Here is a 25,238-nt window from a genome sequence, read left to right on the forward strand (position 1 = left end):
CTACACCAGACTGGAAAGCATCCGGGGCGTGATCAGACCGGAACCCTCGGGCGCGTGCGCGGGGTCCGAACCGAGCTCGACCGGCTTGTTGTCGCCGTCCACGAACACGACACGCGGCGCGTACTCGCGGATCTCCTGCTCGTTCATCACGCCGTAGGCGATGAGGATGACGAGGTCGCCCGGGTTCACCAGATGCGCTGCGGCACCGTTGATCCCGATGACGCCCGAGCCGCGCTCGCCGGTGATCACGTACGTCTCGAGGCGAGCACCGTTGTCGATGTCGACGATCGTGACCTGCTCGCCCTCGAGCAGGTCGGCCGCCTCCATCAGATCCTGGTCGACGGTCACCGAACCCACGTAGTGCAGGTCGGCGTGCGTGACCGTCGCCCGGTGGATCTTCGACTTCATCATGGTGCGCAACATGTTCGGCCCTTCGGTATTTCTGTGGGAGAGGAGATCAGTAGATGTCCGCGACGGCCGGGTCACCCGGCTGTTCGTCGCGCTCGAGGAATCCGGTGCCGACCGCGACGCCGACGTTGTCGATCAGCCGGGTGGAGCCGATGCGGGCGGCGACCAGGAGGCGGCCGTCACCGCGCTCCGGGGCCGGGCCGAGATCCACGCCGCGGACCTCGAGGTAGTCCACCTCGATCTCGGGAACGGCGTCGAGCACCGAGCGCGCGGTGCCGAGGATCGCCTCCGCGCCGCCGGCCGCCGAGTGTGCGCCCGCGACGAGCGCCGCCGACAGCGTGGTGGCCAGCTGCCGTTGGTCGGCGTCGAGGTAGCGGTTGCGCGAGGACAGCGCCAGGCCGTCCTGCTCGCGCACCGTCGGCACCCCGACGATCCGGACGTCGAAGTTGAGGTCGCGGACCATCTGCCGGATCAGCGTGAGCTGCTGGTAGTCCTTCTCGCCGAAGAACGCGGCGTTGGGTGCGGCGATCTGCAGCAGCTTCGCGACGACGGTGAGCATGCCGGCGAAGTGCGTCGGACGGCTCCCGCCCTCGAGCTCGGCACCGAGCGGGCCGGGCAGCACCGTGGTGCGGGGTCCGTGCGGGTACATCGCGGCCGCCGTGGGCGCGAACACCAGCTCGACGCCCTCCGCACGCAGCAGTGCGAGGTCGGCGTCGAGGGTGCGCGGGTAGGCGTCGAGGTCCTCGCCCGCGCCGAACTGCAGCGGGTTGACGAAGATCGACACGACCACGACCGCACCGGTCAGCTTCGCCTGCCGCACCAGCTCGATGTGGCCGGCGTGCAGGGCGCCCATCGTCGGGACGAGCGCGACCTGGCGCCCGACACCGCGCAGCGCCTTCGACACCCGCGTCACGATCGCGGGGTCGTGGTGCACGGTCAGTTCGCCGCGCTTGTATCCGCCCTGCAGTGCAGAAGCTTCGGTCACAGTGCTCACCTTCGGTCCTCGAGTACTTCGATCAGTTCGGGCTTGGATCCGGTGCGCTGCGCGGTCCGCAGCGACAGGGCGCGATAGCCGGCGGCCAGTTGCGGGTCGACGTCCCCGAGAACCTCGAGGTGCTTCGCGACGGCCGCCGCGTCGCCGCGCGCCACCGGACCGGTCAGCGCGGCTTGTCCGCGGCGCAGGGCGTTGTCGAGTGCCGCCGACAGCAGCGGCTGCAGCACCCGCTCGGGCAGCCCGTTGGGATCGCTGCCGACGAGTTCCTGTCCCAGCAGTTCCTGGCCCTCGAGCGCGACGCGCAGCGCGGCGACCGCATCGACGACCAACGTCACCAGATGATTGCTGCCGTGCGCGAGCGCGGCGTGGTAGAGCGGGCGGACGTCCTCGCGGACCCGGACGGGCTCGCCGCCGATCTCGAGGACGAGGGACTGACCGATCGCGTAGCCGATGTCGTCGGCCGCGGTGATGCCGAAGCAGGCGTCGGACAGGCGCGCGGTGTCCTCGGCGTGTCCGGTGAAGGTCATGGCGGGATGAATTGCGAGCGGGACGATGCCCTGCACGGTGAGAGGTTCGAGGATTCCGATGCCGTTGGCGCCGGACGTGTGCACGACGATCGTGCCCGGGCGCACCGATTCGGTGGCCGCCAGCCCCTTGATCAGACCCTCGAGTTCGTCGTCGGGAACCGCGAGAACCAACAGTTCCGCACGGGCCGCGACCTCGGGAACGGGCAGGATCTCGCTGTCCGGCAGACGCGTCTCGGCGCGGTGGACGGAGGCGTCGGACACCGCGGAACATGCGACGACCAGATGCCCGACCCGCTCCAGCGCGGAGCCTACTGCTGTGCCGACCCGACCCGCGGAGACGATTCCTACCGTCAATCGCGCAGGCGCAGGCCCATTGGTGATCCCGAAAGAGGTCACACTTGTCCTCTCGTTCGTTCCAGTCCCGCTCGGCGGGTACCAGACGTCCTGCGGAGAGAATAGCGCCGCGCGAAGAGGCGCCGCCACGTGCTACCGACGTGATCTACAGCTCACTCTGCGAGCGGTGCGGCGTGGTCACTCCGCGCGTCGACGCCGCCGAGGTGCGCCGTCGCCCGCCTCGGCGGACTTCATGTTGGCCATGATCTCCGCGACCGACAGCCCGCTCGAGTGCGCGCCCGCGTTCTCGGAATCCTCCGAGAGCCGACGCGAGCGCCGCGAGGCGGGGCGCGACTCGTCGTCGAGCTCGAGTTCCGGCTCCGGCTCCGGCTCGGGCTCGGGCTCGGGCTCGGGCTCGGGCTCGGGTTCGGGTACCGGCTCAGGCTTCGGCTGCGGCGCGGGTTTCGGCTGCGGCGCGGGTTTCGGCTGCGGCGCCGGCTTCGACGCGGTCTTCTCGACCTCGTCGTCCACGGCCTCGACGTCGAGGGGCTCGGGCTGCACGATCGTCGTCTCCGCCGTCATCGGCTCGTCGTACGGCGTCGCGAAGGACGGACCCTGCGGGGCCGGGGGCTGGTTGTTGTTGTTGTTCCGAGCCGGCTGCTCCGCACCGGGAACGAACAGACCCGACGCAGCGGGCTGGTAGCCGCCGGCGAGCTCCTGGACGCGCATCGACTCCGCGCGCAGCGCCACCCGGTCCTCGGGTAGGTGGCCGTCGAACAGGACCTCGAGGTTCTTGCGCAGCGCCGCGAGCTCCTCGCGCAGCGCCGCGATGGTCTCGGCCTCCGCGCCCAGTTCACCGCGAACCCGCACCTCGACACCGAGTTCGTACTCGCGGCGTGCGGTGATCTCGCGCTCGAGCTGGAGTTCGTAGACCTTCTGCAGGTCCCGGACCTTGGCCTTGTCGAGCGCGGACTCGCGGCGATACTTCGTCATCGCGATCGCACCGAGCGTCGCCGCCCAGAGAGCGACGACCAGCCCCACACGCAGGAGCTGGACACTTTCACTGAAGATCAAGAGGAGCGACGCGACCACGGCGAGCACGACGAGGCCGGCGACGATCATCTGGCTCGCACTACGCCGGTTACGGCGTACTGACTTGGCGCGACCGGGAACCGTCATGCGATCAGGGTAGCCGGACCGGGAGGGATCCCAGGTCCGGACACAACGGTGGCAACAATCCGTTATGCCCGTTTGATCCGACGCGCTTCCGGGTCAGTGCGCGGGTTCGTCCGGCGGCGTGTCGGGCGTGCGGCAGCAGTGCTCGAGCCACAGAGCGGCAGCCACCAGCAAAACGGCCGCAATCAGACCGACGATGACGCCAGGACTGTCGGAGACCGCTGCACTCAAGTGCGATCTCTTCGGCCACAGGAACACCAGGAACCCCGCCCATACTCCCGCGCTCGCGGCGCCGACCAGCGCGGACGCTTTCGCGAGCGCAACCGCGCGGGCCGCGGTGATCGGGTGCAACTGGCGCGGTCCGTCACCGATCGCATGCTCGCGAACACGCGACCGGACGACGAAAGCGAGGATCGTCTCGATGAGCGCAACCGGGTACAGCGACGCCCCGGCATAGACCGGAATCGGGGGAATCGAGCCGTACGCGACCCGCAGCATCAGCCACGTCGCCACTGCCGCGAGCAGCGACAGTGACAACAGGTCCCAGATCCGGGTCGGCTTCATCACAGTTACCGTAGTTCCAGTCGCTGCGCCGTCCGCCGAACTCCGTCCCTTTCACCGGCGTCCAATCGCGCGAGCACCTGGTCCACCCGTACCTCGACCCCGTCGACGTCGAGCGTCGCATCGGGTTCGACTGCCAGCCACGGCACGAGGACGAAGGCCCGCTCGTGCGCCCGCGGATGCGGCAGTGTCAGTTCCGGGTCGTCGCTGCGGATGCCGTCGCACGTGACGACGTCGACGTCGAGAGTGCGCGGACCCCACCGCTCCTCGCGGATGCGATCGGCCGCCGCCTCGAGTTCCTGTCCGCGACGCAACCAGCCCCGCGCATCCGTGCCGGGATCGTCGACGACGACGATCGCGTTGAGGAAGTCCTGCTGTTCCACGCCGCCCCACGGGGCCGTCGCGTACACCGGGGAGACCGCCACCACGTGGTCCCGGAGACCGTCGACGACGCCCTGCAGGTGCGCCAGGCTGTCGCCGATGTTGGATCCGATGGACAGGACGGCCCGACTCATCGCGGGATCCCCGCGCCGGTGCGCGAGCGGGTCGCCACCACCGCGACGTCGGCGAAGGTCAGCGGGATCGGCGCGGACGGCTTGTGCAGCACCACCTCGACGCCGCGGACGCGGTCGTCGCGCATGACGTCGTCGGCGATCTCCGCCGCGACCGTCTCGATGAGGTCCCGCGCCGGACCGCCCACGATCGCGGCGGCGCGCTGCGCCAGATCGCCGTAGTCGAACGTGTCCTGCAGATCGTCCGACGCCGCCGCGGGCGCGAGATCCATCCACAGCGTCACATCGACGTAGAAATCCTGACCGTCCCGCTTCTCGTGGTCGAAGACACCGTGGTTGCCGCGGACCTTCAGGCCCCGCAACTCGATGCGATCGCCCGAGACGTCACTGCCACCGCTCACCGCCACCTCCTGGCACAAACGAGAATCAACGCTGGGAACCCCGCGACCACGCCGACGCGACCGCGATCGCGTCGAGCGATGCCTGCGCATCGTGCACTCGCACGCCCCACGCGCCGTGGGTGGCGGCGAGCGCCGAGATCACCGCGGTGGCCGTCTCGCGCCCGGCCGGCGGACGTACCGTGCCGTCCGCGTCGGCCAGCAGCGATCCCAGGAAACGCTTCCGCGAGGCCCCGATCAGTACCGGGAAGCCCAGTTCGACGAACTCCGGGAGCGCGTGCAGCAGCTGCCAGTTGTGGTCGGGGTCCTTGACGAAACCGAGTCCCGGATCGAGGACGAGGGCCGACGGGTCCACCCCCGCCGCGACCGCGGCGTCCACCTGGACCATCAGTTCGTCGCGGACGTCCCGGACCACGTCGTCGTAGTGGGTCGAACCGCCGGCGTGCACGAATCCGTCCGCAGGCCGCCAGTGCATCAGCACCCAGGGCACTCCGGCATCGGCGACGACGCGGGCCATGTCGGGGTCCGCGCGTCCGCCCGAGACGTCGTTGATGATGGTGACCCCGGCCTCGATCGCGGCCTGCGCGACCGAGGCCCGCATCGTGTCGACGCTGACGGTCACACCCTCGGCGGCGAGCGCCGCGATGACCGGCGCGACGCGCTCCGCTTCGATCTGTGGTTCGACCCGGGCGGCACCCGGCCGGGTGGACTCGCCGCCGACGTCGACGATGTCCACACCGAGCCGGTGCAGATGCACACCGTGCGCGACGGCCGCGTCCCGATCGAGGAACTGTCCACCGTCGGAGAACGAATCGGCGGTGACGTTGAGGACGCCCATCACGACGGGGCGGCCGGGGCGCGGTAAGGCGATCACTTGCGCAGGATCAGATCCAGCGCCTCGGCACGCGAAGCAGAGTTCGTTTGGAACAGTCCACGCACCGCCGACGTCGTCGTGCTGGCGCCGGGCTTGCGGATCCCCCGCATCGCCATGCACAGGTGCTCTGCCTCGACGACGACGATGGCGCCGCGCGGATCGAGCTTGGCCATCAACGCGTCGGCGATCTGGCTGGTGAGCCGTTCCTGCACCTGCGGGCGCTTGGCGTACAGATCGACCAGTCGAGCGAGCTTCGACAGGCCCGTCACGCGGCCCTCCGCACCCGGGATGTAGCCGACGTGCGCGACACCGTGGAACGACACCAGGTGGTGCTCGCACGTGGAGTACATCGGGATGTCGCGGACCAGGACGAGTTCCTGGTGCCCCTCGTCGAACGTCGTGTTCAGGACGTCGTCGGGGTTGGTGTACAGCCCCGCGAAGACCTCGCGGTACGCGCGCGCCACGCGGGCCGGCGTGTCCAGCAGACCCGGGCGGTCGGGGTCCTCGCCGACCGCGATCAGCAACTCACGAACAGCCGCTTCTGCACGCGCCTGATCGAAAGGCCTCCCCGTCACGAGCGCGACCGACTCGCTCCCCAGCTGATTAACCGACAACCGACCGCACCTCCAGAATCGGGGCTCAATGCCCTGGCTCACCCAGGTAGGGGTGAGCCAGGGCCAAGCCTAGTTGCGAGCCGACTACTGCGGGCCGCTCGGCCCCTCCCAGGCCTGCGTCCGAGCATCGTCATCAGACCGTCCGGTCCCTTCATTCCCAGGTCGGGCACCCTGCCCACCCGGATGCTGCTGCGGCGGCTCCCACTGCGGGTACTGCTGCCAGCCGCCGTGCTGAGGCCGATTCCGGTTCTCGGCGGTGTCCTTCGGCGGCCACCCCGGCGCCGACCATCCGGCCGGGGCACCGTAGTCGGGCATCGTGCCGTGCGGGGGCTGCTGCGGCTGCGGCTGCGCCGACGGGTACGGCTGCTCGGGCCGCGGGGCCCGGTTCGGATCCGGGGTGTCGTGCCCGTTCACGGGAGCCGTCGACTCCCGCTGCGCGAACGCGGGCTGCGGGATCGCCTGGGTCGGCTCGGCGGCCGGCGGCCACGTCTCGCCACGCTCGACGGCGAGTTCCCGCGGCGTCTTGATCGGCGGCTTGTCCGACGGCGTGCGGTCACCGAACTCGTTGAACGCGGTGATACGGGGACGCTTCTCGACGGACGTGAAGATCTTCTCCAGGTCCTTGCGGGTGAGCGTCTCGCGTTCGAGCAGCTCGCGGGCCAGGATGTCGAGGACGTCGCGGTATTCGTTGAGGATCGACCACGCCTCGGTGTGCGCGGCCTCGATCAGGTTGCGCACCTCCTCGTCGATCTCGCGGGCGATCTCGTGCGAGTAGTCGGAGTTCATGCCCATCGAGCGGCCCAGGAACGGGTCGCCCTGCTCCTGGCCGTAGCGGACCGCGCCGAGCTTGGCACTCATGCCGTACTCGGTCACCATCGCGCGAGCGATCTTGGTGGCCTGATCGATGTCCGACGACGCACCCGTCGTGGGCTCGTGGAAGACGAGTTCCTCGGCGGCACGGCCGCCCATCGCCATCACCAGGCGGGCGATCATCTCGGACCGGGTCATCAGACCCTTGTCGTCCTCGGGCACGGTCATGGCGTGGCCGCCGGTACGGCCGCGGGCCAGGATCGTGACCTTGTAGATCGGCTCGATGTCGGGCATCGCCCAGGCGGCGAGCGTGTGACCGCCTTCGTGGTACGCGGTGATCTTCTTCTCGTGCTCGGAGATGATCCGGCTCTTGCGGCGCGGGCCGCCGATCACGCGGTCGACGGACTCCTCGAGCGACGCCTCGGTGATCACCGTGCCGTTCTCGCGGGCGGTCAGCAGGGCTGCCTCGTTGATGACGTTCGCCAGGTCCGCGCCGGACATGCCGACGGTGCGCTTGGCGAGACCCTCGAGGTCCGCGTCCTGCGCGATCGGCTTGCCCTGCGAGTGCACCTTGAGGATCGCGCGGCGGCCGGCCAGGTCGGGGGCACCGACCGGGATCTGCCGGTCGAACCGGCCCGGACGCAGCAGCGCGGGATCGAGGATGTCGGGACGGTTGGTCGCGGCGATCAGGATGATGCCCTGACGGTCACCGAACCCGTCCATCTCGACGAGCAGCTGATTGAGGGTCTGCTCGCGCTCGTCGTGTCCACCGCCCAGTCCGGCGCCACGCTGGCGGCCGACGGCGTCGATCTCGTCGACGAAGATGATGCAGGGGCTGTTCTGCTTGGCCTGCTCGAACAGGTCGCGCACGCGCGATGCGCCGACACCGACGAACATCTCGACGAAGTCCGAACCGGAGATCGTGAAGAACGGCACGCCGGCCTCGCCGGCGACGGCGCGCGCCAGCAGCGTCTTGCCGGTGCCGGGCGGGCCGTACAGCAGCACGCCCTTGGGGATCTTGGCGCCGAGTGCCTGGTAGCGCGCGGGATTCTGCAGGAAGTCCTTGATCTCGTAGAGTTCCTCGACTGCCTCGTCGGCGCCCGCGACATCCGCGAACGTCGTCTTGGGCATGTCCTTCGACAGCTGCTTGGCCTTCGACTTGCCGAAGCCCATCATTCCGCCGCGACCGCCGCCCTGCATGCGCTGCATGACGAAGAAGAAGATGCCGAGCAGGATGATCATCGGCAGCACGAACAGCAGGATCGACGTCAGCCAGCTCTCCTGCGTCACGCTGGTGTTGTACTGCTCGGCCCCGGAGCCGGCGACCTTGTCGAAGACCTGCTCGGAGGCAGCGCTCGGGTACTTCGCGATGATCTCGGTCTTGCCGTCGGTGGCGTCGCCGTTCTTGAGCCACAGACGCACCTGCTGTTCGCGGTCGTCGATCTGCGCCTTGTCGACGTTCTTGGCGTCGAGTTGGGCGATCGCCACGGAGGTGTCGACCGATTTGAAGCCGCGCGTGTCGTTACCGAAGTAGCTGAAGGCGTAGATCACCAACAGGACACCGGCGACTATCGCCAGGTTGCGGAACACAGTCTTGCGGTTCATACAGGTTCGGCCACGGCGGCCGGTCCTTTCGGTAGTGCGGGCTACGCTCGTGCAGGTTCACGGGTCAAGAGTCCGGCGTACCGGACATATCGACTCCCGGCTGTCCGGACATCTCAGATTACCGCGAACGATGATGCTCGACGCCTGGTAGCAGCCATCCACTCCGAGAAGTGGCGTCAAAGCGTTCAACGCACGACGGTGCCGTCCCGGTTCCCGGTCCGCGCCGATCGATCGGCGTGTCCACCCGTTTCGTGCCGCATCTCACACGCCGGGGTGCTGCGACCATCCCTGACGACGCTCGATTTCGGCGGCCACCGCGAGGATCTTCGACTCGCCCCCGGGAGGCGCGGCGATCTGCACGGCGATCGGGGTTCCCGACCCGCTGTGCATACCGACCGGGACGCTCGCGGCCGGCCAGCCGAGGACGTTCCAGAGCGCGCTGAACGGGGCATATCGCACGTTGGCGACGACGTTGGACACCCACGACTTCTCGCTCCAGGCGACGGCGGGGAGCGGCGGCTGCGCGAGCGACGGCGTCAGGATCACGTCGTGGTCGGCGAAGAACCGCCGAATCCGCGCCTCCAGGCGCTGCACCTGGGACTCCCGGACCAGGCCCGCCCGCTCGATCACGCGGCCGATCGCGGCGTGACGTCGGGTCCGCGGCTGCAGCAGCGCCGGGTCCAGCCCGGCGGCATCCGCAGCGGTGCCGGCGAACCAGCGCACGAACGCTGCCGTCATGTTCGGCGGATACGGCACCTTCGTGGAGACAGTGTGGTGTCCGCACTCGCCGAGCAGTGCGGCCGTCGCCGCGGTCCCCCGCGCCCATTCGGCGTCCAACCGCACGATCGGCGACGGCGTATTGGTCGCGACCCCGATCCGCAGCGGCCGCGGCGCGGGCACCTGCGCCAGATCCGGCCGGCCGGCCAGCACCGACAGCATCAGGGCCGCGTCCTGCACGGTCGACGCGATGGGGCCGTTCTCCGACATCCCGAACCACGAGTGCACGCCGAGTTCGGCCGGGACGAGTCCCCGGCCCGGCTTGATACCGAAGACACCGCACGAGGCCGACGGGATCCGGATCGACCCCATGCCGTCGGCGGCGAGCGCGACAGGCACCATCGCGTCGGCGACCGCTGCCGCGGAGCCGCCCGACGAACCACCCGGGCCGAACGCGGGATTCCACGGGTTGCGGGTGATCCGCCCCGGGGAGTCGACAGCACCCCACACGCACAGTTCCGGGACGGCGGTCAGGCCCACTGGGATCGCGCCCGCGGCCCGCAGCCGGGCCACGGTCGGATGATCGTGGGTCGAGGGCGCCGGATCCGTGGCCAGCGAGCCGTCTCGCATCGGCTCCCCGGACACCTCGACGTTGTCCTTGATCGCGACCGGCACTCCAGCGAGGGGAAGATCGGAAAGGTCCGGACGTTCCGCAAGCGCACGCGCCTCGGCGAGCGCCCGGTCCCGCATCACGCGCACGAACGCGTTGACCCGAGGGTCCCGATCCTCGATTCTGCGCAGCGCGTCCTCGACGGCGACGACGGGCGAAAGCTCACCCGAGCGGACCCGGGCTGCGATCGATGTGGCGGTGAATTCCTCGACCAGATGATCTCGCACCTGCCGAGTATCCGTCCGTCGGCGATAAGATTTCGAGTACCCCGAGGGGTGAGTCCTACCCACCCTGCTGCACTCCCCTTCTTCGGACGGTGACGAGTGATGGACGGTTCAGTCGAATCGACCGCCGGTGCCACGAGAGCCGCGGCGACGGTCACGAGCGCGTCTCCGGCCGAACCGGGGACGCAGACCGTGTCGTTCCTGGCCGACGTCGTGGCCCGCTTCGCGTCCGCGTGGGAATCGCCCGGGGACGGGACGCCCCCCGACCTGGAGTCGTTCCTGCCCGGTGGTCTCCCGGTCGGCGACGCCCTGCGTCGCGCCGTGCTCGTCGAGCTGATCAAGGTGGATCTCGAGTACCGTCTGCTGCACGCGGGCGAGCCACGATCGCTCGCGTCGTACTGCACGCAGTTCCCCGAACTGCAGTCGAGGCCCCTGCCGGCGGACCTGATCTACGAGGACTTCCATCTGCGGCGCCGTGGCGGGCACACCGTCGACGTCGCGGAGTACGCCCGGGAGTTCCCCGAGCACGCGGACCGGTTGACGGACCTGCTCGACGGTCCCGGCGACTACCGCAGCACCCTCGTCGCCCAGCCTGGCGCGCAGCACGCGCTCGACCAGGTGGACGTCGGCGACCACATCGACGACTTCGACCTGCTCACCGGACTGGGCCGCGGCTCGTTCGCCCGGGTCTTCCTGGCCCGGCAGCGGTCGATGCAGCGGCTGGTCGCTGTGAAGATCTCACACGATCACGGCACCGAGCCGCAGACGTTGGCGCAGCTCGACCACGACTACATCGTGCGGGTGTTCGACCAGCGCCTGCTCGCCGACCGCGAACTGAAGCTGCTGTACATGCAGTACGTCCCGGGCGGCACCCTGCTGGACGTGCTGCGGCGGGTGCGCGAGTATCCGGCCGATCCCGAGCACCCGCGGACGGGACGGCTGCTGCTCGATTCGATCGACGCGGTCCTCGAACGCAAGGGCGAGATCCGGCCGTCCGACTCGAGCGTCCGCGACGAGATCGCGGCGCTGACGTGGCCCGAGACGGTGGCGTGGCTGGGCCGACGTCTGGCCGACGCCCTCGACTACGCCTACGAGCACGGCGTGCTGCACCGCGACATCAAACCCGCGAACGTGCTGTTGACGTCGGAGGGCGTGCCGAAGCTCGCGGACTTCAACATCAGCTTCAGCGATCGCGTCGCGGGCACCAGCCCGGTCGCGTACTTCGGTGGGTCGCTGGCCTACATGTCCCCCGAACAGCTCGAGGCTTGTCACCCGGAGATGTCGGGGTCGGCCGCCGACCTGGACGCGCGCAGCGACATCTACGCGCTCGGGGTGATGCTGTGGGAACTGCTCACCGGCCGTCGGCCGTTCGAGGACGAGAGCACCGCCGGCGAGTCGGCGACGTCCCTGGAGCGGATGCTCGCACTGCGCCGCCGCGAGATCGACCCGCAGTTCCGGAATGATCTGCCCGACGACTGTCCGGCCGCGCTGCGCCGAGTCCTGCTCACGTGCCTGGCGCCGGACCCGGGCGACCGGTGGGCCACCGGAGCGGAGCTCGCGCAGCAGTTCGACCTGTGCCTCGACGCACGGGCACGGGACCTCGTCGACCCGCCACCGAGCAGCTGGCGCTACCGGCTGCGCCCGTGGATGATCCCGATCGTCGCGCTGGGTGTGGGGGTGCCGAACGCGCTGGCGGCGATGTACAACTACCACCACAACCAGACGCTGATCATCAGCGAACTGTCCCCGGAGGCGCAGCAGCGGTTCGTCGAGGTCTCGCAGGTGATCAACAGTGTGCTGTTCCCGCTGGGGTTCCTGCTGATCGTGTACTTCTGCCGCTACGTCATCACCGTGCCGCGGGGTCTGCGCAAGGGCCGGACCTACGACGCCGCGACGCTCGCCCGGGCCCGCGCCGACACCCTGCTGATGGGCGACCGGATCGTCGCGGTGGTGTTCGCGCTGTGGCTGGTCGCGGGCATCGTGTTCCCGGTGTCGCTGCAGATCGCGTCCGGGAGCATTCCGCAGGGCGCGTACGTGCACTTCCTGGGTTCCCAGATCGTGTGCGGCGCGATCGCCCTCGCGTACCCGTTCTTCCTGGTCACGTTCTACGCGGTGCGCTGCCTGTACCCGTCACTGCTGCCGCACGGCATCACCAGCAGCAGCGACGAGCGGCGTCTGCGCGGGCTGGACCGGCGCAGCACCATGTATCTGGCGGTGGCCGCGTCGGTGCCGCTGGTCGGGGTCGCCGGGGTGACGTTCCTGTCGCCCGACGAGATCTCCGTCGTGGTCTACGCCGTCCGGGTGCTGTGCGTCGGCGGCGTCATCGCGTTCGTCTTCGCGTACTGGCTGTTCCGCCTGCTCGAGGAGGACCTGCGGGCACTCGAACGCGTGGTGTCCCAGGGGACCTATCCGCCGTACACCTTGGGGTCGAGGGTGCCGATGTAGGGCAGGTCGCGGTAGCGCTCGGCGTAGTCGAGGCCGTAGCCGACCACGAACTCGTTCGGGATGTCGAAGCCCACGTGCGCGACGTCGACGTCGACCTTGCACGCCTCCGGCTTACGCAGCAGCGTGACGACCTCGAGCGAAGCCGGGTTACGGGTCTTGAGGTTGCGCATCAGCCACGACAGGGTCAGGCCCGAGTCGATGATGTCCTCGACGATCAGCACGTGGCGGCCGGCGATGTCCTTGTCGAGGTCCTTGAGGATCCGCACCACACCGGACGACGACGTCGACGAACCGTACGAGCTGACGGCCATGAACTCCATCTGGGTGGGGATCGGCAGGGCCCGCGCGAAGTCGGTCATGAAGAAGATCGCGCCCTTGAGGACACCCACGAGCAGCAGGTCGTCCTGCATCGTTTCGTCGGCGTAGCGCGCCGCGACAGCCTCGGCCAGTTCGGCCGTGCGCTCCTTGATCTGCTCCTCGGAGATCAGTACCGATGCGATGTCGCCCTCGTACACGGAGCATTCCCTTCAGTCGTTCACGAACCCCGCCGACAGCCTGCCACGCCGCCGGGATGCAACCAACCTGACTCCCACTCTTCCGCCGCCGAGCGCGACGCCGCCCTGCCCCCGCCAGCGGCCGACGAGGTCGTCGACGGCGCGTAACTGCCTGTCGGTCAACGCCTTCGCCCCCAGGTCGAGGAGCCACAGCCGCAGGGCGCGCCGCCGCACCGCGACGGGGACGTCGGTCAGGTACTCGATCAGGAGGTCGTCTCCGTCACGTGCGGACGCGACGGTCCGTTCCGCGAGGGAATCGAGCACCTCGCCGTCCTCACGGAGATGCTCGGCGGTCCGGGCGAGCGCCGCCGCGACGCCGCCACCGAGGGTGTCCTCGAGCAGCGGCAGCACTTCGGTGCGCAGCCGGACGCGGGTGAAGGCGGGGTTCGAATTGTGCGGGTCCTCGTGCGGGGCGAGGCCCAGTTCGGTGCACGCCCGGCGGGTCACGTCCCGCCGCACACCCAGCAGCGGGCGTCCCCACGGCGCGTCGCGGCCGGCCATCCCGCGGATCGACCGGCCACCGGATCCGCGCGCCAGACCCAGCAGCACGGTCTCGGCCTGGTCGTCGAGGGTGTGACCGAGCAGCACCGGGTGCCCGGCGCGGGCGGCGTCGAGCGCCGCGTACCGGGCGGCGCGGGCGGCCGCCTCGAGCCCCCCTGGTCCGGTGACGTCGACGGCCACGACGTCGGCGCCGGCGCATCCGAGGTCGAGGGCGCGGGCGGCCGCGACGGCGGCGACCTCGGCAGACCCGTCCTGCAGGCGATGGTCGACGACGACGGCCCGCACCGACGGCGCCTCGGCGACCGCGGCCGCGGTGAGCGCGAGGGAGTCGGCACCACCGGAGAGCGCCACGACGACGCCACCGGCCGGGTGATGCCGGGCCAGCCAGGCACGCACCGCGTGCCGGACCTCGAGGATCGCGGGCGCCTCCGGGAGCAGCGGGGACGGTGCGCTCACCCCAGGACCCGCGCGATCCACGCGTCCGGATCCTCGATCTCGGTGGTGACGGGCAGCGCGTCGGGGCCGGACCAGATCGCGTTGAACTGCTCCATCCCGACCTTCGCGACGACGGCGTCGACGAACACCTTGCCGCGCACGTATTGAGCCATCTTGGCGTCCATCCCGAGCAGCGCGCGGACGACGCGCTGGACGGGGTTGCTCTTCCGGTGGCGACGGGCGTCGAACGCCTTGCGGATGCGGACCACGGACGGCACCACGTCGGGGCCGACGGCATCCATCACGTGGTCGGCGTGGCCCTCGAGCACGGTGCCGAGCATCAGCATCCGGTCCAGGGCCTGCCGCTGCGGTTCGGCCTGCGTCGCGCGCAGCAGTCCGACGATGCCACGCTGGTCGGCAGGCAGGTCGTCCCGGCGCCGTTCGCGCAGCGCACCCGAGAGTCGAGTCACCATCTCGGTCATCGGTTCGTCGGCGGCCTCCCCGAGGGTCGCGACGGACCGTCGCATGTAGTCGCCCATCCACGGCGCCGACGAGAACTGAACCCGGTGCGTGACCTCGTGCAGGCACACCCACAGCCGGAAGTCGCTCGGCGGGACCTTCAGCGTCCGCTCGACCTGCAGCACGTTGGGGGCGACGAGGAGCAGCGCGCCGTGCTCGCCGGTGAACGGGTCGTACTGGCCGAGGATCGCCGACGACAGGTACGCCAGCATCGCGCCGGCCTGCAGCCCGCCGGGCTTGCCGGCCAGCAGCGTCTTCTGCCCGGCCTCGACGTCGGAGCCGGTGAGCTGTGCCATCGACTGCGCGGCGGCGCGGATCCAGCCGGCCCGGTCCAGCACCTGGGCCGCGGGGATCGGCAACCCGTCGGCCAGTCGAGTGACGTCCCGGACGGGTCCCTCCGCGCGGATCGACGCCTGCGCGAGTTCGGCGACGACGTTCTCCGCGGTGTAGCGGGACGTGGCCGGTCCGGCCGGGGCCAGCCGGGCGCCGGCGCGCGCGGCGACACTCCAGTCCACCGCGTTCGCGAATCCGTGTTCCGGCTCCGTCACGTCTCGACCCACTTCCGGTTGCTACCCGCTACCTCACCTGCAGCCACACAGCCGCAGCGCGCCGGCTACCGCATCGAGTGCGGGACGGCTCACCTCCGGCGGACGATCGTTGGACATCAGCGCGAACGTCAGCACCCGGCCGTCCACGTCGACGACGTATCCGGTCAACGCGCTGGCGACCGAGAGCGTTCCCGTCTTGGCGCGCACCCAGCCGGCGCCGGTGCGGTCGCCCGACGCGTACCGGTCGGACAGCGTGCCGGTGGCGCCCGCGACGGGCAGGTCGTCGAGCATCGGGCGCAGCTGCGGCTTCGTCTCGCCGGCCGCCGCGGTGAGGATGTCGGCCTGGAGCCGGGCGGGGACCCGATCGTCGACGGACAGGCCGCTGCCGTCGTGCAGGGTGAGCCCGTCGGTCTTGAATCCGGCCTCGTACAGCACCTTCGTGATCGACGCCGTCGCCCCGGCGAACGAGGCTTCGGCGTTCTTCGCGGCGGCCACCTCGCGGGCGATCGCCTCCGCGAGCACGTTGTCGGACCGGCGCATCATCACGGCGAGCCGGTCGCGCAGCGGCGCGGACAGCACGCTCGCGACGGGCGCGGCACCCGACTCGGCCTTGCCCGCGGTGACCCGGGCCGGGTCGATACCGAGGGCCTGCGCGAGGACGCGTCCGGCGTCGAGGGCGGGGGTGGGGCTGCGCGGCGACTCGTCGGCGAACGGGTCGATCCGCGCTCCGTCGATCATGAGCGACTCGGTGGGGGCGATGTAGCCGGCGGCGACGTCGTCGGGCATCCAGCCCTGCGCCATCGTCGGGCCCGCGTACGCGCTGGTGTCGACGACGATGCTGTCGACCTCGGCACCGGCACGGCGGATCTGTTCGACGAGGTCCGCGATGCGCGGCGCGCCCGGGTAGTAGCTCGGCTGCCCGATCGGCTGCGCGGTGAGCGTCGGGTCCCCGCCGCCGACCAGGACGAGTTCGCCCGGTCGCGAGCCCTGCACGACGCGCGTCTCGACGCGGTGATCCGGCGAGAGGGAGAGCATCGCGGCGGCCGCGGTGAGGATCTTCGCCGTGGAGGCGGGTGTCATCGGGGTGTCGGGGTTCTGGCTCCACAGCGTGGTGCCGGTCCGGGCGTCGGCGACGACGCCGGTGAACGTGCCGAGCGCGGGGTTCGCGATCAGCGGCGCGAGGACCGCACCGAGCGCCGCGGGCGTGGGCATCGGGGCGTCGTCCGGAACCGGCGCCACCTGCGGGGTCGCGGTGACGGGCGACGGCTCGGCCGACGTGGTGGCGGTGCTGCCCGACGCGGTGGAGGTGTCCTTCTGGACGAGGACGATCGCAAACGCTGCGACAGCGACGATCAGCACGGCCGCGAGCGACAACAGGATCCGGACATTTCGACGGCGGCGTCCGGCAAGTGCGCCGATCTTCTTCTTCCCGTCGCCCGCCAACGTCCCTCCGAAATCTCTCGCCGCTGATTCCGCGGACCACCCAGACCGCCTCGAGCAAGGTCCCACCAGCTTGCGGCACCCGCATCACACAGTATCGCCGACCGGCTACCCTTTTCCCGAACCGTCGATCCAGGCGGGCTAGGCAGACAGCCAGTAGACCCAGACAGTGAGGACATGACGTGGAGTTCGACGTCACCATCGAAATCCCCAAGGGCCAGCGCAACAAGTACGAGGTCGATCACGAGACCGGCCGCGTGAAGCTGGACCGCTACCTCTACACCTCCTTCGGCTACCCGGCCGACTACGGCTACATCGAGAACACCCTCGGCGAGGACGGCGATCCGCTGGACGCGATGGTGCTGCTGCCCGAGTCGGTCTTCCCCGGCGTCATCGTCGAGGCCCGCCCGGTCGGCATGTTCAAGATGGTCGACGAGGCCGGTGGCGACGACAAGGTGCTGTGCGTTCCCGCGGGCGACCCGCGCTGGGATCACATCCAGGATCTGGCGGACGTCGCCCAGTTCGAGCTGGACGCCATCAAGCACTTCTTCGTGCACTACAAGGACCTCGAGCCCAACAAGCACGTCACGGGCGCCGACTGGGTCGGTCGCGCCGAGGCCGAGAAGGTCATCACGGAGGCCGTCGAGCGCCTGAAGGCGAACGGCGGACACTGAGCCGAAGGCGACCGAGGTCGCTGACGACGAAGGCGACCGCGTCGCTGACACTCTTCCGGTGAAGGGGTGGGACCACTGGTCCCACCCCTTCACTGTTTCCGGGACGCGAACCGGGTCCCACTACGATTCGCCGGGTGACCGGTTACGACGATCTCGACATGTTCGGTGGCCTCGACGCCTCCACCCTGCCGCCCCGCCAGCAGCGGATCCTGCTGACGATCCGGGACTGGGTGGACGGGCACGGTTGCCCGCCTAGCACCCGTGAGATCGCGGACGCCGTGGGCCTGCGATCCACGTCGTCGGTGTCGAAGCATCTGAAGGCATTGGAGGACAAGGGCTTCCTGCGCCGCGGCGGGTCGATGACCCGGCAGCTGGACGTGCGCCCGTTCCTGGCCGGTTCGGCGCCGGGGCGGTCCGCGGAGAACACCGTGACGGTGCCGGTCGTCGGCGACATCGCCGCCGGCGCCCCGATCCTCGCGGAGGAGCATGCCGACGAGATGCTGTCGCTGCCGCGTGAGCTGGTCGGCTCGGGCACCGTGTTCGCGCTGCGGGTGCGCGGCGAGTCGATGGTCGACGCCGCGATCTGCGACGGCGACACCGTGGTGGTGCGCCGCCAGGACGAGGCCCACTCGGGCGAGATCGTGGCCGCGATGATCGACGACGAGGCCACCGTGAAGGTGCTGCGCCGCCGCAACGGGCACGTCTACCTCGAGCCCCGCAATCCCGCGTACGACGTCATCGACGGCGACCGGGCCGTCATCCTCGGCAAGGTGGTCTCGGTGATGCGGCGGATCTGACGCCGACAGTTCTCGCCGCGGGACCCGGCGTCGGTGGGATCCTGTGGAGGTGAGTTCCGGGGGCCCGGCCGCCGCCTGGGCCGAGCGGCAGACCGCCTCGGTCCGGGACGATCCGGCGGGTCGGCTCGCGCTGATGCAACGCTGCTACTACGGCCCGTACGGCGAGGCACCCCGGCATCTGCCGTTCCGCCGGGCGGCGATGTCGTTCATGCAGTGGCAACTCCGGCGCGGTCTGTTGCAGTCACCGTCGAGCGACCGTCCGGGCAGTCCGTGGTGGCGCGCGGTGAACGAACGCATCCTGCGGGACGGATGCGAGGCCGTGGCCCTGAGCGGAGACCTCACCGGGCCGACGTCCTCGCGGACCGTCGACTTCTGGATGTCGTTCGCCGACTACCCGACCGCCCGGACCTGGTACCGGGCGCACAACGGAAGCGTGGTCGCTGCCTACCTCGGGCATCGCGCTCTGGCCGAGGCGGAGAACGAGGCCGAGCGCTTCTTCATGAACGTCGTGCTCTGTCGTGTGCTGTACGCCCATGCCCTCGTCGCCGCGCCCCGGATCGCGCTCGGCTGGTCGAGCCCGCTCGCCCCGTTGCTCGGTGATCCGAGGCTGGGGATGACCGGGATCTTCATGCAGCTCTCCCGGGTGCTCCCGGACGAGTACCCGCTTCGTGAGCGCGCACGGTCCTACCTCGCTGCCGAGCACGGATTCGGGCGAATTCTCGATTACGGAGTGATCGTCCCGAGGCTCCAGCAGCTCTACGAGTGGTCCGCGCACGACCTCGCGGCGCCGGGACTGCTCGACTGCATCCGCGACGGGGCCCTCACCTACGCATGGTCGTTCGACGACCGCGACGTCTGGCAGGCGCCGAGGTCGTTTCTCGTCGAAGCTGCCAGGCGGGTGCTCCCACCGGAGCGTCGGCGCCCGTGAACTGTCCCCTGACGTGGAACGCCCTCAGGTGTCGTCGGATCCGTCGGCATCGACGCCCGATTTCTGCCGCAGCGGCACTTCCCGCCAGATGAGGATCAGCACCAGCGACACGACGGCGAGGATCACGATCGGCGGGTAGACGGCCTCGAAGGCGATCGCGAATCCGTCCTTGAACGGTGCCGCGAGGGTGGGATTCAACTGCTCGATGAAGGACGTGTCGTTCATCGCGGCGCTCGCAGCGCTGGGGTCCCCGCTCATCAGGCCGCGCGCGATCTCGGCCTCCACCGGGTTCGGGCTGCTCGCACCGGCCGCGACGGCCTGCTGGAACTCGGGCGACTTGGCGGCGTCCTGCAGTTGGGAAGTGATCGACGGCGTCAGCTGCGCGAACAGGATGGACAGGAACAGCGCGACGCCGAGGGTTCCGCCGATCTGCCGGAAGAACGTGGCGGACGCGGTGGAAACACCCATGTCCTTGGGCGGCAACGCGTTCTGGATCGCCAGCGTCAACGGTTGCAGCAGGTTTCCCAGGCCCAGCCCGAGCACGAAGATGAAGACCATGAAGACGTACAGGCTGGTGTGCGCCGTGACCGAGTGCAGCAGCAGCGCGGCCACCGCGATGAGAATGGCGCCGACGATCGTGAAGATCCGGTAGCGGCCGGTCTTGGCGATCAATTGGCCGGAGACGACCGAGCCGATCGCGATGCCGAGCACCGCCGGCAGCATCTGGAAGCCCGCGAGTGTCGGACTCGAGCCCTGCACCACCTGGAGGTACTGCGGGATGACGGTGATGGCACCGAACATCACCGCACCCACCAGGAAGCTGATGAGCACGCCCAGCGCGAACGTCTGGCCGCGGAAGAAGTGCAGCGGGAACAATGCCGCGTCCTTCATGAAGTATTCGACGACGACGAACCCGAGCACACCCACGACGCCGATCGCGTAGCAGGTCAACGATTTCGGGCTGGTCCATCCCCAGGTCCGGCCCTGCTCGGCGACCACGAGGATCGGCACCAGCCCGACCGCGAGGATCAGCGCACCCCACCAGTCGATCCGCATCGGCCGGTGCACCGGTGGCAGGTGCAGCACCCGCCACACGACGGCCAGCGCGACCAGTCCGATCGGGACGTTGACCAGGAACACCCACCGCCAGCCGGCGATCCCCAGGATCGACGGCTGCCCGGACAGCAGGCCGCCGATCACCGGGCCGAGGACGCTCGACGTGCCGAACACCGCCAGGAAGTAGCCCTGGTAGCGGGCCCTCTCGCGGGGCGAGACGATGTCGCCGACGATCGCGAGCGCGAGGGAGAACAGGCCGCCGGCACCCAGGCCCTGGATCGCCCGGAACACGGCCAGCATGTACATCGACTGCGCGAAGGTGCACAGCACCGAACCGAGCACGAACAGGACGATCGCCGCCATGAAGAACTGTTTGCGGCCGTAGATGTCGGAGAGTTTCCCGTACAGCGGGGTGACGAGGGTCGCGGTGATCAGGTACGCGGTGGTCACCCATGCCTGGAGTGCGTAGCCGTCGAGGTCGTCGGCGATGGTGCGCATCGCGGTCGCGACGATCGTCTGATCGAGCGCGGCCAGGAACATGCCGAGCATGAGGCCGCTGAGGATCGCCAGGATCTGGCGGTGGCTGAAGGTGGCCTGCGGCCCGGACGCGACGGCGGGATCGGTGTCTCGAGGTTCCTCGGTCATGTCCGGCCCCGCCGTCGCTCGTCACATCGTGGTCAGCGTCCCTGGAACTCGGGCGGACGCTTCTGGAACACCGCCGTGATGGCCTCGGTGAGGTCCTCCGACGGCAGGAAGGCCGCATTCCACGCGGCCACGTAACGCAGGCTGTCGTTCACCGCCGCGGATCGGCTGTGGTCGAGCACGTCCTTGACGCCCTGCACCACGAGCGGCGGGTTGGCCGCGATCTCGGCGGCGGTCGCGTGCGCCGCGGCGAGCACCGCGTCGGCGTCCTCGAACACGTCATTGACCAGTCCGATCTTCTCCGCGCGGGCGGCGTCGGTGTCCTTGCCGGTCAGCGCGAGTTCACGCAGATGCCCGTCGCCGATGATCGCCGGCAGGCGGGCGAAGCTGCCCATGTCGGCGACGATAGCAACCTTGACCTCGCGGATGCTGAACTTCGCGTCGGCGCTCGCGTAACGGATGTCGGCGGCCGAGATCAGGTCGACGCCGCCGCCGATGCACCAGCCCTGGATCGCCGCGACGACGGGCTTGCGGCAGTCCGCGACCGCATTGATCCCGGACTGCATGCGCTTGATGAGGTTGTGGAAGTCGGTGCGCGGCCCGGCCTGGGCCTTGTCGGCGAGCACGGCGCCGAAGCCGCCGCTCATCGCGGGCAGGTCCAGGCCGAACGAGAAGTGCTTGCCGGATCCGGCGAGCACGACGGCCCGCACCTCGGGGTCGGCGTCGAGTTCGGCGAAGATTCCGGGCAGTTCCTCCCAGAAGTCCGGCCCCATCGCGTTGCCCTTGCCGGGGCCGATCAGCGTCACCTGCGCGACGTGGTCCTTGCGCTCGACTGTGAACGCTTTCCAGCTCTGCTGTTCCGTCATTACTCGACAGTAACCTTGCGTCTGCGGCAAGAGAAGACCTGGTCAGGGCGCGACGGGATAGTGGCTGGTGATCGCGACGCGGTTCCACGCGTTCATCACGATCGCGAGCCAACTCACCGCCGACACCTGCTGATCGGTCAGCGATCCGTCGTCCCAGGTCCGCGGGTCCGGGACCGCCAGCCGGGTCACCTGCTCGGCCAGGGCGAGCGCCGCCCGCTCCTGCGGCGTGAAGTACTGCGACTCCCACCAGGCCGCGACGACGGCAACCCGGTCGCTCGTCTCGCCCTTCGCGAGGGCGTCGCGGGTGTGCATCCGGAGACAGAAGGCGCAGCCGTTGAGCTGCGAGATCCTGATCTTGACCAGGTCGCCCACCAGCGGGCCGAGACCCGACGCCTCGACGGCGGCGTCGGCCTCTCCGTTCAGGGCGATCAACTGCTTGTACGCGTCCGGATGCTGCTTGCCGAGATTCACGGAACCCATGTGCACTCCTCCCAGCGGCTCATTCGCGATGCCGCACGATGTTGAGAACGTTGCCGTCCGGCGCCCGGACGAAGAATCTGCGCACTCCCCACGGTTCGGTGGTCAACGGGTAGACGATCTCGTACCCGGCCGCCCGGGCCTCCGCGTACGCGGCGTCGACGTCGTCGGTATGCACCGACATGACCGAATCCTCGGGAGCGGAAGCGTCTTTCGTGACGAGTTGGACGCTCACCCCGGTCTGGGGCGACGTGTAGCGCGCGACCCAGCCCATGTCGAACTCCTCGGTACTCAACCCGAGGTAGTCCGTGTAGAACCGTTTGGCCGCATCGATTTCGGGGACAGGGAGATTGGCCGTGATGCGTGTGACGCGCATGGCGTCCTCCTGTCTCGCCATTGACGGGCGCCTTCGATGTTCCCAGTTCCGAGAGGTCGGTGCTCCCGACTCGCGTTTCCGATTGTCGGCGGAGGCCTCTCCGATCTCCCTCGACTCGTTAAATGTGTGAAAAATCGTCATCTCCGAGCCCACACCGCGCCGCAACGCGCGCATGATCGAACTGCCCGCACGAGGCAGCGACGTCGAGAGAGGTTGCGCGCATGCTCATGCACCAGGGAATCGGCCTCGACCGGTTCAACGATCTCCCCCGCCGGCGGGCGGTGCACGCGCTGTTCGAGTGCTGCTGCTGCCTGCCGTGGTCCGCGCGCATCGCCGACGGCCGCGAGTACGCGTCGCACACCGAACTCCTCGATGTCGCGGACGCCGAGTTGCACGCGTTGCCCGAATCCGAGATCGAGCAGGCGCTGCAGGGGCATCCCCGCATCGGATCGCGGGCGCGCAGCGCGTCCTCGTTCCGTGAGCAGTGCGCGGTGTGGGTCGAGGACGCCGCCGTGATGCGCACCCTCGACGACGCCGCCGCGGCATACGAGGAGCGATTCGGCTTCCGGTACGTGTGGTTCTCGGACGGCCGCGACGGGCGGGCACTGCTGGCGGACCTGAGGGCCCGGATGACCAACGACCTCGACACCGAACGAAAGGTCCGGACAACGGAACTCGCGCAGATCACGCGTACCCGGCTCGAGCGGATGCTGGGCCCGGAGGGCGGGTTTCCGGACTACTGAGACCGGGTGGCCCGTGCGACGGCCCCGGCGAACAGGGTGGTCACCACTTCACCCATCGCGTGTTCGTCCACTTCCTCGGGATCGACGGAATGCTCGAGGACCAGCCCCGAGATGAGCGCCATCAACGAGATCGCGGTTGTGCGGACGTCGAGATCGACGCCCCACTCGCGCGCACGGTCACCGATCAGTTCGACGAGTTTGCCACGCAGATAGCGACGTTCGCGCAGGTAGGCCTGTTTCACGATCGGGTCGCGTCCGGCCTGGACCCCGAACTCCAGCACGAGCAGCGACCATCCCGGATCGGCGGTGAGCGCCGACGCGATCTCGGCGCCGCCGCGGCCCACCGCGTGGGCCAGGTCGAGGCCGGAGATCTCGGCGAGGACGCGGCCCGCGAGCTCGAGGGAGCGCTGCGCGAACAGTTCCGCGAACAGATCTTGTTTCGACTCGAAGTTCGAGTAGACGGCGCCCTTGGTGAACCCGGCGCGGCGGGCGATCTCGGCGAGCTTGGCGCCGGCGAAGCCCTGTTCGGCGAACTCGTCGGCCGCGGCCTCGAGGATCCGGGCCCGCACCACGTCCCGCCCAGGCCGCGCCGTCGCGGAGAACTCGTCTTGACGACCACCAGTCACGATACCTAGGGTATTCAATACCCACGGTATCGACAAGACCGCGCGGAACCACTCCAGACACCGAGGACACCCGTGACCGCACCGACCACCGACGCCCCGAACCCCGCCATCGCCCCCTCCGTCCCCCAAGCGCACGCCGGCCCGCTCGAGCGCTTCGGCTCCCGCAAGGTGATGGCTGCGCTGGTCGTCGGCGTGCTCGCGCTGCAACTCGGGTTCATCCTCAGCTACGTCGCGGCGTTCCATCAGCCGACGCCGCGGGACATCTCCGTTGCCGTCGTGGCCGGACCGGGACTGCCCGCGGGCATCCCCCAGCAGTCGGTGGACAAGCTCAACGCGCTCGATGGGCATCCCGTCGACGCCCGCGTCGCCACCGACACGGCCGAGGTGCGGCGCCTGCTCCGCGATCGGGAGATCCAGGGCGCGTACGTGATCGAACCGAACGGCACGGACACTCTGATCACCGCGAGCGCGGGCGGCAGTTCGATCGCGTCGGCGCTCGAGTCGATCTTCGAGAAGGTCGCCGACAGCCAGCATCGGCAGATCGTGGTGCGCGACGAGATCCCGGTCGGCGCGCACGACAACCGCGGACTGTCAGGTTTCTACCTGTCGATCGGCTGGGTCGTCGGCGGCTACCTGCTGGCGGCGGCGATCGGACTGATCATCGGGGCGCCGGCGACGCTGCGGCAGGCGTGGGCGCAGGTCGCGGTGATGTTCGGTTACTCCGTCGTGTCGGGCGCGCTCGGCGCGCTCATCACGACGCACGGCCTGGGAACGTTTGCCGGACATTGGTTCCCGCTGTGGATCCTGGGCACGGGGGTGGTGTTCGCGACCGGACTGTTCACCCTCGGGCTGCGCGCGGCGGTCGGCATCCTCGCGGTGCCGCTCGCGATCGCGGTGTTCGTGGTGCTCGGCAATCCGAGTGCGGGTGGCGCGTTCGGTGCCAACGTCATCCCGAGCTTCTACGCGGCCATCGGCAAGTGGATCACTCCCGGAGCCGGAACCGAGGGTGTGCGCAGCATCGTGTACTTCGACAATGTCGGGCTGGGGCAGCCGGCGGCGGCGCTGGCGCTGTACACGGCGGTCGGTGCCGTCCTGCTGATCGGATTCACCGCGCGCCGGGCACGGAAGATCGGCAGTTCGAGCGCCGATACGGCTGCCCCCGCCGCGAAGTAGTCCTACTCTGAATCC

General features: G+C 69.7%; 26 protein-coding genes. 6 read left to right on the plus strand and 20 right to left on the minus strand.

Annotated features, from left to right (window positions below; translation table 11 throughout):
• The 11 genes from panD to LCL87_RS22895 all read right to left on the minus strand — a co-directional run bounded on the left by panD (position 1) and on the right by LCL87_RS22895 (position 10,426).
• A complete protein-coding gene (gene panD / locus LCL87_RS22845; RefSeq protein ID WP_107984728.1) occupies positions 1-423 on the minus strand; it encodes an aspartate 1-decarboxylase in 423 nt (140 codons plus the stop codon).
• A 34-nt stretch (positions 424-457) separates the two neighbouring features.
• Complete coding sequence (panC, locus tag LCL87_RS22850) at positions 458-1,402, minus strand: pantoate--beta-alanine ligase (protein ID WP_510850845.1); 945 nt, start codon at positions 1,400-1,402, stop codon at positions 458-460.
• On the minus strand, positions 1,399-2,325 hold the full coding sequence (locus LCL87_RS22855; protein ID WP_225023735.1) for a DUF2520 domain-containing protein: 927 nt from the start codon (positions 2,323-2,325) through the stop codon (positions 1,399-1,401). The genes panC and LCL87_RS22855 overlap by 4 nt, the downstream gene beginning before the upstream one ends.
• Positions 2,326-2,460: 135 nt before the next feature.
• Positions 2,461-3,441, minus strand: a complete 981-nt coding sequence (locus LCL87_RS22860) for a DUF6779 domain-containing protein (protein WP_225023736.1) — start codon at positions 3,439-3,441, stop codon at positions 2,461-2,463.
• A gap of 93 nt (positions 3,442-3,534) precedes the next feature.
• Complete coding sequence (locus tag LCL87_RS22865) at positions 3,535-4,002, minus strand: DUF3180 domain-containing protein (protein WP_225023737.1); 468 nt, start codon at positions 4,000-4,002, stop codon at positions 3,535-3,537.
• 5 nt (positions 4,003-4,007) lie between these two features.
• Positions 4,008-4,514: a 2-amino-4-hydroxy-6-hydroxymethyldihydropteridine diphosphokinase gene (folK, locus tag LCL87_RS22870; protein ID WP_225023738.1), complete on the minus strand. Its 507-nt coding sequence runs from the start codon at positions 4,512-4,514 to the stop codon at positions 4,008-4,010.
• Positions 4,511-4,912: a dihydroneopterin aldolase gene (gene folB / locus LCL87_RS22875; RefSeq protein ID WP_225023739.1), complete on the minus strand. Its 402-nt coding sequence runs from the start codon at positions 4,910-4,912 to the stop codon at positions 4,511-4,513. Before folB ends, folK begins: the two co-directional genes overlap by 4 nt.
• A 25-nt stretch (positions 4,913-4,937) precedes the next feature.
• Positions 4,938-5,747, minus strand: a complete 810-nt coding sequence (gene folP / locus LCL87_RS22880) for a dihydropteroate synthase (RefSeq protein ID WP_225023778.1) — start codon at positions 5,745-5,747, stop codon at positions 4,938-4,940.
• A 32-nt stretch (positions 5,748-5,779) separates the two neighbouring features.
• A complete protein-coding gene (gene folE, locus LCL87_RS22885) occupies positions 5,780-6,397 on the minus strand; it encodes a GTP cyclohydrolase I FolE (protein ID WP_225023740.1) in 618 nt (205 codons plus the stop codon).
• 84 nt (positions 6,398-6,481) lie between these two features.
• Positions 6,482-8,812, minus strand: coding sequence for an ATP-dependent zinc metalloprotease FtsH (gene ftsH / locus LCL87_RS22890; RefSeq protein WP_225023741.1), 2,331 nt, complete (start codon positions 8,810-8,812; stop codon positions 6,482-6,484).
• A 261-nt stretch (positions 8,813-9,073) separates the two neighbouring features.
• Positions 9,074-10,426, minus strand: coding sequence for an amidase family protein (locus tag LCL87_RS22895; RefSeq protein ID WP_225023742.1), 1,353 nt, complete (start codon positions 10,424-10,426; stop codon positions 9,074-9,076).
• 99 nt (positions 10,427-10,525) lie between these two features.
• Here LCL87_RS22895 and LCL87_RS22900 point away from each other — a divergent pair, with 99 nt between their 5' ends.
• The gene (locus LCL87_RS22900; protein WP_225023743.1) at positions 10,526-12,868 is read left to right on the plus strand and encodes a serine/threonine-protein kinase; all 2,343 of its coding nucleotides are present in this window, start codon (positions 10,526-10,528) and stop codon (positions 12,866-12,868) included.
• On the opposite strand, the gene hpt is transcribed toward LCL87_RS22900, so the two are convergent.
• The 4 genes from hpt to dacB are packed head-to-tail and all read right to left on the minus strand — an operon-like array spanning position 12,829 to position 16,868.
• The gene (hpt, locus tag LCL87_RS22905; RefSeq protein ID WP_225023744.1) at positions 12,829-13,383 is read right to left on the minus strand and encodes a hypoxanthine phosphoribosyltransferase; all 555 of its coding nucleotides are present in this window, start codon (positions 13,381-13,383) and stop codon (positions 12,829-12,831) included. The genes LCL87_RS22900 and hpt overlap by 40 nt on opposite strands.
• 12 nt (positions 13,384-13,395) lie before the next feature.
• A complete protein-coding gene (tilS, locus tag LCL87_RS22910) occupies positions 13,396-14,379 on the minus strand; it encodes a tRNA lysidine(34) synthetase TilS (RefSeq protein ID WP_225023745.1) in 984 nt (327 codons plus the stop codon).
• Positions 14,376-15,425: an Rv3626c family coenzyme F420 biosynthesis-associated protein gene (locus LCL87_RS22915; RefSeq protein WP_225023746.1), complete on the minus strand. Its 1,050-nt coding sequence runs from the start codon at positions 15,423-15,425 to the stop codon at positions 14,376-14,378. Before LCL87_RS22915 ends, tilS begins: the two co-directional genes overlap by 4 nt.
• A 33-nt stretch (positions 15,426-15,458) precedes the next feature.
• Positions 15,459-16,868 carry a D-alanyl-D-alanine carboxypeptidase/D-alanyl-D-alanine endopeptidase gene (gene dacB, locus LCL87_RS22920; protein WP_225023747.1) on the minus strand — a complete coding sequence of 470 codons (1,410 nt, stop codon included), beginning with the start codon at positions 16,866-16,868 and terminating at the stop codon, positions 15,459-15,461.
• 179 nt (positions 16,869-17,047) lie between these two features.
• Here dacB and LCL87_RS22925 point away from each other — a divergent pair, with 179 nt between their 5' ends.
• The 3 genes from LCL87_RS22925 (at position 17,048) to LCL87_RS22935 (ending at position 19,264) form a co-directional block, all read left to right on the plus strand.
• On the plus strand, positions 17,048-17,539 hold the full coding sequence (locus LCL87_RS22925) for an inorganic diphosphatase (RefSeq protein ID WP_005515761.1): 492 nt from the start codon (positions 17,048-17,050) through the stop codon (positions 17,537-17,539).
• 134 nt (positions 17,540-17,673) lie between these two features.
• Positions 17,674-18,336, plus strand: a complete 663-nt coding sequence (lexA, locus tag LCL87_RS22930; protein WP_225023748.1) for a transcriptional repressor LexA — start codon at positions 17,674-17,676, stop codon at positions 18,334-18,336.
• Between the two features lie 49 nt (positions 18,337-18,385).
• Complete coding sequence (locus LCL87_RS22935; protein WP_225023749.1) at positions 18,386-19,264, plus strand: hypothetical protein; 879 nt, start codon at positions 18,386-18,388, stop codon at positions 19,262-19,264.
• Positions 19,265-19,288: 24 nt separating this feature from the next.
• Here the strand turns inward: LCL87_RS22935 and LCL87_RS22940 are convergent, their stop codons facing one another.
• Genes LCL87_RS22940 through LCL87_RS22955 form a run of 4 tightly spaced genes read right to left on the minus strand, consistent with a single transcriptional unit; the run spans position 19,289 to position 22,681 of the window.
• Positions 19,289-20,965, minus strand: coding sequence for an MDR family MFS transporter (locus tag LCL87_RS22940; protein ID WP_225023750.1), 1,677 nt, complete (start codon positions 20,963-20,965; stop codon positions 19,289-19,291).
• 32 nt (positions 20,966-20,997) lie between these two features.
• Complete coding sequence (locus LCL87_RS22945; RefSeq protein WP_225023751.1) at positions 20,998-21,828, minus strand: crotonase/enoyl-CoA hydratase family protein; 831 nt, start codon at positions 21,826-21,828, stop codon at positions 20,998-21,000.
• 42 nt (positions 21,829-21,870) lie between these two features.
• The gene (locus tag LCL87_RS22950) at positions 21,871-22,308 is read right to left on the minus strand and encodes a carboxymuconolactone decarboxylase family protein (RefSeq protein ID WP_225023752.1); all 438 of its coding nucleotides are present in this window, start codon (positions 22,306-22,308) and stop codon (positions 21,871-21,873) included.
• Between the two features lie 19 nt (positions 22,309-22,327).
• Complete coding sequence (locus LCL87_RS22955; RefSeq protein ID WP_225023753.1) at positions 22,328-22,681, minus strand: VOC family protein; 354 nt, start codon at positions 22,679-22,681, stop codon at positions 22,328-22,330.
• Positions 22,682-22,902: 221 nt separating this feature from the next.
• Between LCL87_RS22955 and LCL87_RS22960 the strand changes: the two genes are divergently transcribed.
• Positions 22,903-23,424, plus strand: a complete 522-nt coding sequence (locus LCL87_RS22960) for a 2-oxo-4-hydroxy-4-carboxy-5-ureidoimidazoline decarboxylase (protein ID WP_225023754.1) — start codon at positions 22,903-22,905, stop codon at positions 23,422-23,424.
• On the opposite strand, the gene LCL87_RS22965 is transcribed toward LCL87_RS22960, so the two are convergent.
• Entirely contained in the window at positions 23,418-24,050 is a 633-nt protein-coding gene (locus tag LCL87_RS22965; RefSeq protein WP_225023755.1) for a TetR family transcriptional regulator, read from the minus strand. The genes LCL87_RS22960 and LCL87_RS22965 overlap by 7 nt on opposite strands.
• A 72-nt stretch (positions 24,051-24,122) precedes the next feature.
• On the opposite strand from LCL87_RS22965, the gene LCL87_RS22970 reads away from it, so the two are divergent.
• Complete coding sequence (locus LCL87_RS22970) at positions 24,123-25,223, plus strand: hypothetical protein (RefSeq protein ID WP_510850846.1); 1,101 nt, start codon at positions 24,123-24,125, stop codon at positions 25,221-25,223.
• The last annotated feature ends 15 nt before the right edge of the window (positions 25,224-25,238 follow it).

It is taken from the genome of Prescottella equi (genome assembly GCF_020171745.1).
Lineage (GTDB): Bacteria > Actinomycetota > Actinomycetes > Mycobacteriales > Mycobacteriaceae > Prescottella > Prescottella equi_A.

Bases quoted from the DNA above. Each gene is read 5' to 3' on its own strand.
- folK (WP_225023738.1), bottom strand. From the start codon at position 4,514: ATGAGTCGGGCCGTCCTGTCCATCGGATCCAACATCGGCGACAGCCTG.
- LCL87_RS22950 (WP_225023752.1), bottom strand. From the start codon at position 22,308: ATGGGTTCCGTGAATCTCGGCAAGCAGCATCCGGACGCGTACAAGCAG.
- LCL87_RS22940 (WP_225023750.1), bottom strand. From the start codon at position 20,965: ATGACCGAGGAACCTCGAGACACCGATCCCGCCGTCGCGTCCGGGCCG.
- LCL87_RS22960 (WP_225023754.1), top strand. From the start codon at position 22,903: ATGCTCATGCACCAGGGAATCGGCCTCGACCGGTTCAACGATCTCCCC.
- ftsH (WP_225023741.1), bottom strand. From the start codon at position 8,812: ATGAACCGCAAGACTGTGTTCCGCAACCTGGCGATAGTCGCCGGTGTC.
- LCL87_RS22900 (WP_225023743.1), top strand. From the start codon at position 10,526: ATGGACGGTTCAGTCGAATCGACCGCCGGTGCCACGAGAGCCGCGGCG.
- LCL87_RS22865 (WP_225023737.1), bottom strand. From the start codon at position 4,002: ATGAAGCCGACCCGGATCTGGGACCTGTTGTCACTGTCGCTGCTCGCG.
- LCL87_RS22860 (WP_225023736.1), bottom strand. From the start codon at position 3,441: ATGACGGTTCCCGGTCGCGCCAAGTCAGTACGCCGTAACCGGCGTAGT.
- panD (WP_107984728.1), bottom strand. From the start codon at position 423: ATGTTGCGCACCATGATGAAGTCGAAGATCCACCGGGCGACGGTCACG.
- LCL87_RS22945 (WP_225023751.1), bottom strand. From the start codon at position 21,828: ATGACGGAACAGCAGAGCTGGAAAGCGTTCACAGTCGAGCGCAAGGAC.
- folP (WP_225023778.1), bottom strand. From the start codon at position 5,747: ATGGGCGTCCTCAACGTCACCGCCGATTCGTTCTCCGACGGTGGACAG.
- LCL87_RS22955 (WP_225023753.1), bottom strand. From the start codon at position 22,681: ATGCGCGTCACACGCATCACGGCCAATCTCCCTGTCCCCGAAATCGAT.